This is a genomic window from Micromonospora sp. NPDC047756, assembly GCF_055587245.1.
The window spans coordinates 31,885-45,620 of the sequence record NZ_JBVJGQ010000002.1 but is presented as its reverse complement, the minus strand read 5'-3'; the positions used below and the strand labels follow the sequence as shown (position 1 = coordinate 45,620).

General features: G+C 69.4%; 9 protein-coding genes. 5 read left to right on the top strand and 4 right to left on the bottom strand.

Going from position 1 to position 13,736, the window contains the following annotated elements; genetic code table 11:
• Nucleotides 1-58: 58 nt before the first annotated feature.
• The 4 genes from ACZ6NZ_RS05450 to ACZ6NZ_RS05435 form a co-directional block, all read right to left on the bottom strand.
• On the bottom strand, nucleotides 59-403 hold the full coding sequence (locus tag ACZ6NZ_RS05450) for a 5-methylcytosine restriction system specificity protein McrC (protein WP_465856018.1): 345 nt from the start codon (nucleotides 401-403) through the stop codon (nucleotides 59-61).
• Nucleotides 388-1,173: an McrC family protein gene (locus tag ACZ6NZ_RS05445; protein ID WP_465856016.1), complete on the bottom strand. Its 786-nt coding sequence runs from the start codon at nucleotides 1,171-1,173 to the stop codon at nucleotides 388-390. The genes ACZ6NZ_RS05450 and ACZ6NZ_RS05445 overlap by 16 nt, the downstream gene beginning before the upstream one ends.
• Before the next feature lie 76 nt (nucleotides 1,174-1,249).
• Nucleotides 1,250-2,854, bottom strand: a complete 1,605-nt coding sequence (locus ACZ6NZ_RS05440) for an McrB family protein (protein ID WP_465856014.1) — start codon at nucleotides 2,852-2,854, stop codon at nucleotides 1,250-1,252.
• Nucleotides 2,830-4,053 carry a hypothetical protein gene (locus ACZ6NZ_RS05435; RefSeq protein WP_465856012.1) on the bottom strand — a complete coding sequence of 408 codons (1,224 nt, stop codon included), beginning with the start codon at nucleotides 4,051-4,053 and terminating at the stop codon, nucleotides 2,830-2,832. Before ACZ6NZ_RS05435 ends, ACZ6NZ_RS05440 begins: the two co-directional genes overlap by 25 nt.
• Nucleotides 4,054-4,493: 440 nt before the next feature.
• Here ACZ6NZ_RS05435 and ACZ6NZ_RS05430 point away from each other — a divergent pair, with 440 nt between their 5' ends.
• The 5 genes from ACZ6NZ_RS05430 to ACZ6NZ_RS05410 are packed head-to-tail and all read left to right on the top strand — an operon-like array spanning nucleotide 4,494 to nucleotide 13,735.
• Nucleotides 4,494-5,099, top strand: coding sequence for a vWA domain-containing protein (locus tag ACZ6NZ_RS05430; protein ID WP_465856010.1), 606 nt, complete (start codon nucleotides 4,494-4,496; stop codon nucleotides 5,097-5,099).
• Nucleotides 5,096-6,478, top strand: coding sequence for a protein kinase domain-containing protein (locus ACZ6NZ_RS05425; protein ID WP_465856008.1), 1,383 nt, complete (start codon nucleotides 5,096-5,098; stop codon nucleotides 6,476-6,478). Before ACZ6NZ_RS05430 ends, ACZ6NZ_RS05425 begins: the two co-directional genes overlap by 4 nt.
• Nucleotides 6,468-9,779: a DEAD/DEAH box helicase gene (locus ACZ6NZ_RS05420; RefSeq protein ID WP_465856006.1), complete on the top strand. Its 3,312-nt coding sequence runs from the start codon at nucleotides 6,468-6,470 to the stop codon at nucleotides 9,777-9,779. Before ACZ6NZ_RS05425 ends, ACZ6NZ_RS05420 begins: the two co-directional genes overlap by 11 nt.
• Nucleotides 9,760-11,370 (top strand): hypothetical protein, encoded by a 1,611-nt coding sequence (locus ACZ6NZ_RS05415; RefSeq protein ID WP_465856004.1) that lies wholly within the window; start codon nucleotides 9,760-9,762, stop codon nucleotides 11,368-11,370. The genes ACZ6NZ_RS05420 and ACZ6NZ_RS05415 overlap by 20 nt, the downstream gene beginning before the upstream one ends.
• Entirely contained in the window at nucleotides 11,303-13,735 is a 2,433-nt protein-coding gene (locus tag ACZ6NZ_RS05410; RefSeq protein WP_465856002.1) for an AAA family ATPase, read from the top strand. The genes ACZ6NZ_RS05415 and ACZ6NZ_RS05410 overlap by 68 nt, the downstream gene beginning before the upstream one ends.
• Nucleotide 13,736: the final 1 nt, after the last annotated feature.

Below are 13,736 nucleotides of genomic sequence, written 5' to 3'. Positions count from 1 at the left end.
TGTGCGACCTCGCGGCGCAATAAACGGTCCACGGTCATCTCGAGTTCCGTGTACGCCGTCAGGCCAGCTTCCTGATCGAATCCGCGACCACGTCAAGCGCCTCGGCGACCGTTTCAGGCGACCCACTCAGATCCACGGGATGGGTGTGCAGGCGCTGGTTACCCCCGACGACTGTGATGACCCGGTCCGGAGCGAGGTCGGCACGGCAGTAAATGAGCATCCCGCGCGGTAGTCGCAGGGCTGTGGTGTAGGCCAGCAGCTGGTAATAGTCGCTAGTACGCGCTAGACCTCCCCCGGTCAGCTTGTACTTGACGTCCGCAACGAAAACGACCTCCGCGCCCCGCAGGAAGAGCAGGTCGGGGTTCATGGTGACGCGTGGCGAGACGCTCAGGGGAACGGACACTGCTCAAGGACCTCGATCGTGGGATAGAGCCTTGCGCGTAGCTCGTCCCCGATCCACTTCTCGAATAGCTTGTTCATGTCGACCAGGAAGCTCTGCGCTGTCAGTCCACCCGCGCCCTGGGTGAGGCCGAAGCCCTCGAGGACGAGTCGAGCAAGGGCAAGAGCCAGTTGGTAGTGCTCATTGAGCGGTGTGCGCCGGATCAGGTCGCACTCGGTCAGCGCGACCGGCGAGTCACTCACGCCTTCGAGGCGCTGGAGCAGCTCACCGGCCATGCGACGCAGGACGGGGCCTACTGGCCACCGCACGATATGCCGAACGCCCGCCAGCAAAATCCGGTTTTCGGGGATATCCGCGGTGAAGTCGTCGAAGCGGCACGGCACTGGCCAGGAGTCCCACGGCCGTGCGACCAGCTGCGGGACATCCATGCGTCCACGGATCACCGGGAGTCGCTGGTCGACAGCGCGGTAGCCGTGGACGAGCCCTCGGCGGGTCGCCCCGTTGATCGCCCGTAGTACCAGTTCCGCGACACCTTCGACGAAGTCACTCCGGTCGTACGCCGCCGCATCGGTCCCCCACTCGACCAGGCCTGTGCCCGAGGTGAACATGGTCAGAACGGTCCGCAGGTCCCGCACCTTGGGCAGGATCTGGATGGTCAGCCGAGGTAGGACCACGGCGCCCACCCAGGAGGTGGCCTGGAGGAAGTACGAACCGGGCTCGTCCGACGGGGTGAGTTCGAGGCGGCCGCCGGGGAGGCCGCGGAGCAGGGACACCTCCGCGACGTTGAGAGCTACGGGCCGCGGCGAGGTCTCGTACTCGCGAAGCCTCACTACGCCGGCGACCTGGGATTCAGAAGGGAGACTCATCGGAATCGTCCGAGGCGGCATCCACGGCCGCGCTCCCCGAAGCGGAGGACGGCCCATACGCGGCGTGCACCTTCGCCCAGGCGAACTGCTCCAGCTGGTCGGGCCGGCCGTACAACTGGTCCTCGATGAAGGGGTAGACGTCGTACTCCCAGATGCGTGCGAGTCGCTCGTCGGTGAGGCCCTGTCTCATGAAGTGGCTGTGACCGACCTGCAGGTGCGGCCCTTTCAGGAGGACCCGGAGCCGCTCGTTTACCTGATCCACCAGTCCGGCGACCCACACCGGCTCCCCGTTCTTCTTCAACCAGTCGGCGAGCAGCGACCGCATCGCTCCCTCGTGCGGCATGAACGGGATGAAATGGAACCGTCGGCGCAGGGCCGCATCCACCATCGCGATCGACCTGTCAGCGGTGTTCATGGTGCCGATGAAAAAGAGATTGCGCGGCAGCTCGAATGGTTCGTCGGGCTGATAGGCGGTGCGTACGGCCTTGTTCCGGTATTCCAGCAGGAACAGCAGTTCGCCGAAGACACGCGGCAGGTTGGCCCGATTGATCTCGTCAATGATCAGGTAGTGCGGCACGCCGGGGTTGCTCTCGGCCTTCTCTGCCATCAGCGCAAGCGGCCCGGAGCGAAGCTCGTAGGTCAGCTGCCCCCGTTCATCGGTGCGTGGCCGGTAGCCCTCGAAGAAGTCCTCGTACGAGGTGGACGGATGGAATTGGACGAGCATCCGCCTTTCCGGGTCCTGCTGCAAGGCGCCGGCGAGCCGGTCCGCCAGGTAGGTCTTGCCGGTGCCCGGAGGGCCGTAGAAAATGAGTTGTCCCTTCTCGTGGAGCAGTTCAGCGAGCTCGCGCAGGAACGGTTCCGGCAAGAGGAGATCCTGCGCGGTCCGGGCGATGTGGTCCTCCTCCTCGACCGGCTCCACGGCGTCGTGGTTGAGCATCCAGTAGGCGAACTGGCCCTGCCCCCAGGGATCGCCGGGCAGCAACTGCTCAAGGGTTGCCCGCAGCCGATCGTTCGCCTCGACGTGCTGCTGACCGCGGCTCAGCGCGCCGTCCGGCTCCGTAAGCCCGAACCGGCGAAGCATGGCGATCTTTCCCATTGGACCCGTCAGCGGGAAAATCGGCAGGAAGCGCCGGGAATCGGTGACGGCGAACAGCTTCAGCAGCACGCTCTCGCCCAGCCCTTTCGTGCCGAGGTCTTTCCAATCCAGGCCTCGGTCGATGCGGGTGACGACCTCCCCGTCACCGAAGAGGATCTCACGCAGTTTGTTGGCGAAGGCGTCGAGGGCGACCGAGTCCATGCCCGAGAGGCTTGCGTTGAGTACCGACTGGGGACCCGGGTTGCCGTAGCGCTTGCCGTTGACGAGTAGCCGGAACTGGTCCAAGTCAAAGATGGTCAGGTTCTCGGGTGAGAGGGCCTCAGCGAACTGCTGTCGCTGTTCGGCATGCCACTCGTCCTTGTCGTTCGGGTAAGGGCGCTCAGCCTTGAACCTGGCAAGCGCCACCGCCAGGTTCTCCCCCTCGGGGATCGTCGCCGGCACGGCCTCGCCCTGGCCGGCGACCAGCCTCACCAGAGGCTTGAGCCGACCCACCTCTTCGAGTAGGGCGCCCCGCAGGGCGAGGCCCGGGGGAACCTCGGACCAGGGCCACCACTCCCCACTAACGTGCTCCCACCCGGATCGGCGTCGACCGGAACGAGCCGGTCTCCGGTGAGGTGGGGCCGGATCTCGAAGAACCGGTGACCGGAGGGGAGCGGACCCATGGCAAGCGCCGCGCCGGCGCCTGGGTTCCGCCAGTCGTACAGGCCGAGCGCAAGCCCCGAACGCGTTGCCCACAGGCGTAGGCCGGCTGCGGACACCGCCCCGGGCAGCGACCAGGTGGCATAGGCATCCGCGCGATACGCGGCCGCCTTGTCCGAAGCGATCCGGTCCTGCGGTTGCGAGGTCTCCAGCTCGAGTCCCGTGGCGGCCCGTAGGTCCGCCAGAAGCCCCTTGGCGGCGATGTGCAGCTCGCCCTTTAGTTGGGCGGCGAGGGCGGCTGCTCGACTCGAACGTTCCTCGTCCGGATAGCGCGCGCCCACCTCGTAGGTGGCCATGATGCCGGTGGCCTCGTCGCACATCTCCCGCACGGCGGGGTTGACTCCCACGAACCCCTGTCGCTCGGATAGGAACCACATCAATCGCTCGAACCGGTGGACATCGTCGGGATAGAACGCGCGTGCCGCTTCAACCACCGCTAGGTAGCGGTCGGCGTTCTCCCACGTCCGCAGCCAACCCAGCGCCCACATCCGCTCCGGCGCGCTCTTCCACATCACCGGCCAGCCCGGCCGCACGCGGTCCGTCGACCAGAACACTGACAACACGTACGGGATCCGCCCGACGGCCGGTTGCCCCTTACTCGCCAGGTCCCGGGTCACCCGCTCGACCTCGGCGAACCGGGAGCGCGCCTCATCCACGGTGGCCGGCGTGGTGAAGGCGCGGACCAGCACGTTCAGCGCCTCGGGGTCATCGGGCAGGTTGTTGGCGACCTGGTTGAGCCACATCTGACCGAAACCCGAGAAGGCGTTGTACGGACCCTCCTGGCGCGACCACTTGTCCGAGCCTGCCCGGAATGCCGCGAAATCCCGCGTGGCGATGAGCTCCGAAACCAGATTGCGGGCCTCGGCATCCCGGGTGGGCCGCAGCGCATGCGCCTTGGCCCAGCGCTGCTTCACTTCCTCGTCGAGGTCCACGGCCGCCTCGATCTGATCGAGCTTGTGCCGCCAGCGGGGCAGGTCATCGGGATGAATCACCAGAGTTCACTCGTCCCTGTCATCGGCTCCATGCCGCAACCACGGCACGCGACAGCATCCCACGATCGATCCACCAGCTAACAAAGGAAACCAATCGAATTTGGAAGGGCCATGCCGGAACCAGCAACAGGAGAAGAGCGCCAACGGGCTTAGCGTTCTGGCTGCCCTGGATCAGGTTGGCGGCAGCACGCTCAAGGCGCTCAAAATAGCCCTTTGGTTGTCGGCATCCCGACACAGTCCACTCTCGGCGCGTTCGGGATATTGACCTGTCGGAAGGCACCTGAGAGCCTGACTGGCTCGGTCGCGTGACGAGCATACGTACAGAGCGATTTTGGAGAGGAGCCGGTGTATTGGCGCCGGAGAACCTGACGGCATATGGCTCAACCCTCGACGCCGAACAGCAGGTGTTGGCGAACCAATCGCGACGCCCGCCTCGGCCGATGCCGGTGATCGTCCTCGCCGACATCAGCGGAAGCATGGACGGCGAGAAGATCCACGTGCTCAATCGCAGTATTCGGAGCATGCTGCACGCGTTCGCTGCGGAGGACTCCGCGCGGGGAGAGATACACGTTGCGGTGATCGCCTTCGGCGGGGACGAGGCCGTCGTGCACCAGCCGCTGGTCCGCGCCTCACAGGCACAGTGGACCGAACTCACACCGCGGGGCCGGACTCCGATGGGTGGTGCGTTCGACCTGACCCGGGCGCTGCTCGACGACCCGACCGTCGTGCCGAAGCGGGCATTCCCGCCCACCCTGGTCCTGGTCTCCGACGGGCTGCCCACGGACGACTGGCAGGCTCCGTTGACGGCATTGCTCGGCACCCGTTGGGGTGCGCGGGCACTGCGGCTGGCCATCGGGATCGGCGTCGATCGGACCTCGGAGGCTGACGAGGTGTTGGCCCAGTTCAGCACTCCCGGCACCGACGTGCTTCGGAGCGACCAGGTGCACGAGATCCCGGCGCAGTTCCGGTGGGTAACCGCGACGGTGACCGAACAGCTCCACCAGCGCACTGCACCGAGAGCCGTCCGGCTGGAGGATCTGGATTGAGCACGGAAGGCTCCGCGTGGCCGAGCAGTGTCCGAGCCGCGAGCAACAACCTGCACCTCGATCTCCTGCTCGACAACCAGTTGGGAAGCGGCGGCGAAGGGGCGGTCTTTCGTACCCGGTACGGCGGCCTGGCAGTGAAACTGTGCGCCCCCGACGATTCCAGCCGGGACCGGATGACCGAGCTCTTCGCCCGCCTCCGGTGGCTGCCACTGGACGGCATTCCCCTCTGCCGCCCGCTGGAGCAACTGGCACCGCCGCATGTCGGCTACGTCATGGAGCTGTTGGAGGACATGGTTCCGCTGCGGGAGCTGTGCGACCCGCCGCAGCAGGACGAGGACGCGTGGTATCTGGGCGGTGGTGGCCTGCGCCGCCGGCTCGTCCTGCTCGCCCGGTGCGCCGATGTCCTCGCCACCCTGCACGATCGGGGAATCGTCTACAGCGATGTCTCTCCGGGTAACGTACTGGTTTCCTCCGACCTCGGTCACGACGAAGTCCGGCTGATCGACGCGGACAACCTGCAGACCGAGAGCAGTTCGGCGACCCGTCGGCTCGGGACGCCCTTTTACAGCGCACCGGAGCTCCTGCGGGGGCAGAGCGGCAACACCGTCTTCAGCGACGTCTACTCGTTCGCCGTGCTCGCGTACGAGGTCCTGACCATGAATCACCCGCTGATTGGCGACTACGTCAACGAGGGCGAGGTCGAACTGGAGGACGACGCCCAGCGCGGGCTGGTGCCCTGGATCGACGACTCGACCGACGATCGCAACCGGACCCGGTTCGGCTACCCGGCCGACCGGGTGCTCACACGGCGCCTGCGGGATCTGTTCCGACGTACCTTCGAGGAGGGGATGACCGACCCGTGGGCGCGCCCCGGCGCCGGGGAGTGGGCGGCGGCCCTGCACGCCGCCGCCGATCGCTGCCTGGTCTGCCCGTGCGGCCAGAGCTTCCTCGCCGCGCACCCCACCTGCCCGTGGTGCCGGGCCGCCCGCCCGCCCGCGCTGACGGTCACCGTGCTCGAACAGTTCCCACGCCTGACTGAAGGGCCACCACCGTTGCTCCCCCAGGACGACCTGACGCTGGTGCTGCAGGCGCACCGGCCGCTCCTGATCACGAACCGCACGGCGGTACGACACCCGGAGGACCCAACCGTGGCGCTGCTCAGGATGGAGTGGGACGGCGGCGCCGAGGTCCGGGTGCGCAACTGCGGACGGTCAATAGTGCGCCGCGTGCCGCCGCAGGGCGGCAACGGACTCCAGCTCATTCCCGGCTCCGCCGCGGTCGAGCACCTGCGCGCTCCGTGGTGGATCCACTTCGACACCGAATTGCGGCCACACCGGATCCTGGTCCTGCAGTCGATCGAGGCCCCCGATGCGCGCTGACGAACTGACCGTGGGCGACACCCGGCTGATCCGCGTCCACCCGGTGATGGGCGCCGTGGTACCGCCCTGGCTGAAGGCGCTCGCGGAGAAGGATCGCCAGGACCGTGAGATCGAGGTACGCGTGCCTGCGGCGACGGCCGCGTTCGACCTGGCGGTACACCAGGGCCGCCAGTACGGCCCTTTCCGAGCCCAGGTGGCGGATCCGGACGCGCGTGACTGGCTCGCCGCAGCCGGACACAGCGTCGTGGCCTGGGTCGCCCACGCGACCGACCGCGAGGTAGACCTCCAGTGCCACGGCTTTGCCGGTGCCGACCTCGGCCCGCGGTTGGAGATCGGTGTCGACGACCGGGTCGCCGGACAAGTCCGCGTCGCAGCCCGGGTACACACCACAGGCTTCGACGAGGTGCGGGACTGGCTGCGACGGGAGTTCTGCTTGCCTCCGCCGGCTGAAGGCGCGCGGGACCGAATCGTGCACAGCGGTGGGCCCCGCGAGCAGCCCGCCGGAAGCGCGTTCACACTGCACGGCACCCGCTGGGTCGCCGACGTCGCGCTGGTCGACAACGTACTTCGGATCACCCGGATGACCGGCGCGGATGCCCGGGGGCGAGGCCGCTGGCACCGGCTGAGTGAGGTGGACGTACGGTTCGTCGACCGGGGCGCGGAGGCGGACGCGTCGGAGGCGATCCGGGCCGCCCTGCTCGGCCTCGAGTCCGACGGACGCACCTACCTCGACTTATGGCAGGCGTACAACAACATCGAGCGGGAGGCCCTGGTTGAGGACGCCAAGCGGCTGCGGTGGGCGAGGTTCCAGTCGTGCAAGGTGACCGCCCGGGGTGACTGGCGGTTCGAGCTTCAGCCCGGCGAGCGGGCCGCACGGTTTCTCGGCACGGTGGCCGCGTACCCGGGGCGGCTGGAGCTGGAAGCGGCCGGGGAGCTTCCCCCGGAACTGGCGGAGAAACACGGCCGGGCCACCGTGGGGGTGCACGGCGAAGTCCGCGGCGCGGCGGTGGGAAACTGGACGGTGGACCTCGCGGTCGCCGGGGACGAGCCGCCACCCGTGACGGGCTACCTGTTCCGCTCCCTGTCCGGGGACCGGTCCCGGTTGCGGCGGCGGGACACCGCCCGCGAGCGGATCGAGAACGACCAGGCCGAATTGCCCGGCCTGCGACTGCTCATCGAGGGACTCCCGCGGCCCGGCGCGCAGCCACGCGCCGACCCGGCACACGACCGGGCGGTGAACCGGGTCATCGGCGCTGCTGCCGGCGAGAGACCGACGGAGGTGCAGCGGGCCGCTCTCCGGATGGCGCTGCGCACACCGGACATCCTCCTGGTGCAGGGTCCGCCCGGCACCGGCAAGACTCGCTTCATCACCGATCTCCTGCGCTGCCTCGACGAGCTGGGGGACCGAGCGGTGGCGGTGAACCGGACGTTGCTGTCCAGCGTCCAGCACGACGCGGTGGACAACGTGGCCCGCCGGGCCCGACGGCTGGGCCTGCCGCCGACCCGGGTGAGCAACAAACCAGAACGGGATCGGCAGAACACCCGACAGTGGCGGGACGAGACGGTGGCCGCGGTCGACCGCCACCTCGACCGGCACCGTCCCGAGGTGGCCGGCTGGGACCGCGTCGTACGGCTGCGTCAGCTGGCGGCCGCCTACAGCCAGCACCCCGTCGCCGGGCCCGATCTGACGAACCTGCTGACGGAGACGAAGCGGCTGGCCGGGGTGGAACTGCCGGCCGGACTGCGCAGCCGGTTAGACCGGACGTTGGCGGAGCTGCAGGTGACCGGCACGCTCGGCCGGAGCCTGACGGACGAGGAACGGGCTGCGGTGGCTCGTGTCGTCCGGTCGATCCGCGTCACCCCGGTCTCCTTCGCGGACGACGGCCCGGAGCGGGCGGGCGGCGCGCTGCGGCTGCTGACCGACGTGCTCGACGAACCAGCCCAGCTCCTGCTGGGGCGGGCCGCCACCGGGGACGCGGACCAAGCGGCCCTCCTCCCCGACCTGGCGGAGCTGCGGTTGGCGCTGCTCGACCGGCTGGCAGCGGCTACCGGCCTGCTGCACACCCCGCAGCACGATCCGGCCGTCGAGGACCTGCTGATCGAGGTCGCGGAGGCAGTGCACCAGGTTCACGCGGCGTCCACCGACAGCGCCGCCGAGGTGCTTCGCGCGTACCAGGACGACCTGCGGGAGGACCTCGACCTGGTGGAGCGGACCCTGGCCCGGTATAACGCGGTGCTCGCGTCGACCGTGCAGCACGCCGACTCCCGCGAGATGTCCCGGGTGCTCGACGCGCCGTTGCCGGTCTTCGACACCGTCGTCGTCGACGAAGCAGCCCGCGCCAACCCGCTCGACCTGATGATCCCGATGGCCTTCGCCCGCCGGCGGATCATCCTGGTCGGCGACCACAAGCAGCTCCCGCACATGCTGGAGCAGAAGGTGGAGCGGGAGCTGCGCCGCAATCGTTCACTCGACGGGTCCGAGCTGTCCCAGAGCCTCTTCGAACGGTGGTTCGACCTCTTCGCGAGCGAGCGACCCGCGGTGCGGACGATCCGGCTCGACACCCAGTTCCGCATGCACCCCGCCCTGGGGCGGTTCGTCAGCTCGGTGTTCTACGGCGGCCCGGACGTGCTCCAGTCCCACCCCTCCACCCAGGAGCTGACCCACGACCTAAGCCCATGGGCCAGGAAGGTCGCGGGCTGGATCGACGTCCCGCTGGGGGCGGGTGCCGAGGAACGGACCGGATTCAGCCGGACCCGGCGGGTGGAGGCGAACCGGCTGGTGCGGGAGCTGCGGGAGCTGGCCGCACGGGACGAGGCGCGGCAGCTCACCTTCGGCGTGATCACTTTCTATCGCGAGCAGCAGGTCCTGCTGGAGACCGAACTGGTCGACGCGGGCCTGGCCGTCCTGGACGACGAGGGAGGGTTCGCACCGGTACCGGCGATGGCCTACACCGCCGAGCCGGTCCCCCGACAGCGGCTCCGGGTGGGCACCGTCGACGCCTTCCAGGGCATGGAGTTCGACGTCGTTCTGCTGTCGGTGACCCGGAGCAGTTCACCGCCTAGGTCCACCCCCGACCCCGCCGAGGCCGTCCGGCGGTACGGGCACCTGCTCAGCGACAGCCGCATGTGCGTGGCGATGAGCCGGCAACGCCGGCTGCTCATCGCGGTGGGTGACGCCGCAATGGCGGAACGGTCGGCGACGCCGGAGGCGCCGGGACGTCCCGGCCGGTCGGTGGCCGAGGGGCTGGTGGCGTTCCGGGAACTCTGCAAGGGGGTGAACGGTGGCGGGATTCGACGTTGACAGCCCGGTGGTCCTACCGGACCACGTCCGGTATCGGGGCGACCAACTGTGGCTGCTGTGGCCAGCCCTGCGCTACCGGGTGGTCGCACCGCTCGTGCACGAGGAACGGCTGAACGTCTTCCAGTCGGCGGTGCTCGGGCTGGCCCGGTCCGGATACCGGGAGGTGGGCGAGATGGCGGCGCTGCTCGGCCTCCAGGGTGACCTGGTGAAGATGGTCCGGTCGGACCTGCGGGCGCTGTCCTACCTGGACCGAAACGGCGCGGTGACCGACACCGGGCTGCAGGCGTTGCGGGACGGCTTCCCCGACCCGACTCGGACCATCACTACGTATGTCTACCAGGACATCCTGACCGGATCGCTCTGGCCGGCGTCGACCCTGCAGGCCCGGCTGGCGCAGGCCGACTGGCGGGCCCGGCACCAGGTCTCGCTGCAGCTGCGGACTGCCGGTGCGCCGTTGCGGGTCACCGCATTCCCGGTGCTGCCGGAGGGCTGGACGGGCACCGAGCAGCCCAGCCACGAGGAGGTTGTCGAGGCTGTCTCGCGTGGTGAGCGGGCAAAGCAGGAGCGGGGCCGGGCCCGACGGTGGGACCGGGCCGCCCCGGATCGTGTGGTCTCACGGGTGGCCTTGATGACCTCGGGTGTGCCGGTGTGGATTCCGGTCCCGCTCGTGTCGGATCGCCACGAACCGGCAAGTACCGAGACCGTGAGCTGGGACGCGTTCAGCCCGTTCAACGGCCGGTCCAGCACCTACCTGCGGCGCCTGGTGGCGACCCGGCTGCAACAGGTGCCGGCGCTGCGCGAGAAAGTCGATCGGTTCATCGGCCGGCGCAGCGAGGCGGTGGTGCTGGAGTACGACCGGCTCGACATCGCGTTGCGCCGACGGATCGGCGAGGTCCTGGAGGACCGGTTCGCCGGTCTGGTCCGGGCGCGCCGCGACCTCTTCGAGCTGCTGACGCTGATAGAGCGGGACATGGACCGGGCCCGCCTGACCGGGGACGGCTGCACCGAAATCGGCGACGTGGTCCGAAACGCCTGGCGCCTGCACGAGGTCGTCCTGCGCGACATCGTCGCCCAGCACCCGCCGCCGGCCGACGCGCCCGAACTGACTCCCCACGGGAACCGGTTCGCCGGTCCGCTCGGACGATGCTGCCGGCGACTCGGGATGCCGTTCGGCGAGCACCTCCAGGTCCTCGGATTCAAAGCGGACGAGTTCCGGAAGGCGGTTCGTCGTCCGGAGAAGGTCCGCGACACGCCGGCGTTGCTCGCCGCGGTGCTGGTCTCGGGCGCGCACGGCGGACCGGACCATCCCGTCCGACGACTGGTCGAGGTCCGCCCACACCTGTTCACCGAGCTGAGGCGGTTGTCGAGCGACCGAAACACCGGCGGTGCGCACGCCGCAGTGGTGCCGCTCAACCTCGACACCGGCGAGGCGGCCTGGGCGCTCGCCCAGCACACGACGGCCGCGTACCTGGGCGTCGACCTGCCCGATCTGTCCCGGCCTTCGCGAAAGGACAACCAAACCCATGGGGAAGAGCAAGTCCCGGTCGACGCCGTACCGCAACCTCGGGGCCCGGTCCCGGCCCCGCGCTGACGAGGTCCAAGCCGATCTGGCGCTCGCCGCGCGCCGCGCGGAGGACGGCTCCGAACTCGTCAACGCGCTGACCACCGAGGCCCTGACGCCCGCGCAGCGGTCCCCGGAGCAGGTGCTGACCACCTACGACAAACTCACCCTGCAGATCGAGGAGTACCGGCGCTGCGCCCTGGCCGCCACGGCGCGGGAGGAGGCGGCACGGACCCGCGAGGAAGCGGCACGGGCCCGCGAGGAGGCGGCACGAGCGCGGGAGGAGGCAATCGAGGCGGACCGGCAGCGCATCCGGACAGACCTGAACCTCGCGGCACAGGCCCAGGCCGAGGCGGAGGAGATCCGTGGCCGGCTGGCCCGGGCGGAGGCCCGGCTCGACGAACGGGATGCGCAGCTGCGGGACCGGGAGAAGGCGGCCGAGACGGGCTTCGTGGCGGAGGCGGAGCGGGCCCGGGCGGCGCTCGACGTGGAACTGGCGGAGCTGCGACGGGCCGCGTCGGCGGAGGTGGCCGCCGAGCGCGAGCGGTGGGTGACGGAGCGGACCGAGGCGCTTGCCGAAATCGAGCAGACCCGGCGGGATCGGCTGGCCGACGCGGAACGCGTCCACGCCGAACTCGCCCAGGAACGCCAGCAGCTCACGACTGGGGCACAACAGCTCGACTACGACCAGGGTGCCCTGCGGGGACAGGAGATCCAGCTCGAGCGGCGGGAGCGCGACCTGGAGAGGGAGGTGACCGCGCGGGCCGCCGCGGAGGTGACCGCACTCGACCGGGACCTGCAGATCCTCCGGATTCAGTACGCGGCGGCCGAGGAGGCGGTCGCCGACCTGCACGGCCGGCTGGCCGAACGGGAGCAGGTGTTACTCAAGATCGGCTCTTCGGATCCCGCTCACGTGCTGGACGAGATGGAACGGCTCCGCGCCCAGAACGCCGAACTGCGGGACAAGCTCGCCGCCCGGATCGGCGACGAGGACCTAGATCGGCTTCGTTGGTTGGAGCAGCAGAACCGCGAGCTGAACACCACACGCGAACAGCTCAGCTACGAACTCCAAGAACTCCGGGGCGCGGCCCTCGCCGACCGGATCAACAACCTGCAGGTGAAGCAACTCGCGGACGCCGAACGGCACTTCGAGGTCCTCACCCGCGGGTACGAGGGGCGGATCGCGGAGTTGCGGTCGGCCATCGACGCCCTCTACCAGGACCGCCCCGACCCGGGTACGCCGCTCTTCCCCCGATGCGTGGCGATGGACGACGACCCCGCGCTCGACGAGCCCGGCGAGGTGTCCGGCGACCTACCGGACCTGGCCGGGTTCGCCCGCTCGCTGCAGACGACGATGTTCGCCGAGCACGACCGCGCGTACCGCCTGAACGACATCTGCGTGCTGCTTGGCGGACTGGCGATGAGCCGCCTGCACCTGCTGGAGGGGATGAGCGGCATCGGCAAGACGTCCCTGCCTAGGGCCCTAGCCGGCGCGCTCGGCACCGACTGTGCGGTGATCGAGGTGCAGGCCGGCTGGCGTGACCGCACCGACCTCTTCGGCCACCACAACACCTTCGAGCGACGATTCGAGGAGACAGAGTTCCTCCAGGCACTCTATCGGGCCCAGACACCACGGCACCGGGACCGGCCGTTCTTCATCGTGCTGGACGAGATGAACCTGTCCCGGCCCGAGCAATACTTCTCGGTGCTCCTGTCGAAGCTGGAGAATGACGACGGGGTGCCAATCCAACTGGTGACCCGCGGGGACGGCCGGGCGCCGCGCCAACTGGTCGGCGGCACGAGCATCGCCGTGCCGCCCAACGTGTGGTTCATCGGCACCGCCAACCAGGACGAGTCCACGTTGGAGTTCGCCGACAAGACGTACAACCGGGCCCACCTCATGGAGTTGCCGGCGCAGCGGCCCCGGCTGGGCCGAAGGCCGGTGCCCGCCCTGCCGCCGTACGGGACGGACGCCCTGCGCCGGGCCTTCAAGCAGGCCCGGCAGGCACATCGCGAGGACGAGAAGGCCGTCCTGGCGTTCGTCGAGTACCTCACCGGCGACCTCCAGGAGCATGGCCGGGCCCTCATCGGCCCTCGCGTGGAAAAGCAGTCGCGGACGTTCACGCCGGTGGTGGCCGCAGCCCGGCAGGGCGACCCGACAGGCGAACAGCCCGAGTACGGCGACGCCGACCAGGACGGGCGGTCCCTTGCAGCCGACCACTTCCTCGCGATGAAGGTGCTCCGCACCGTCCGAGGGAGGTACGACGTCACCGTGACGGGCCTCGGCAAGCTGCGGGAGGCGATCCGCACGGCGTGGGACCTGCACAAGATGGCGGGTGAACCGGTTCGCTGCGTCCGGTTGCTCGACGACGAAGTGCACCGCCGGGAGAGCTGAC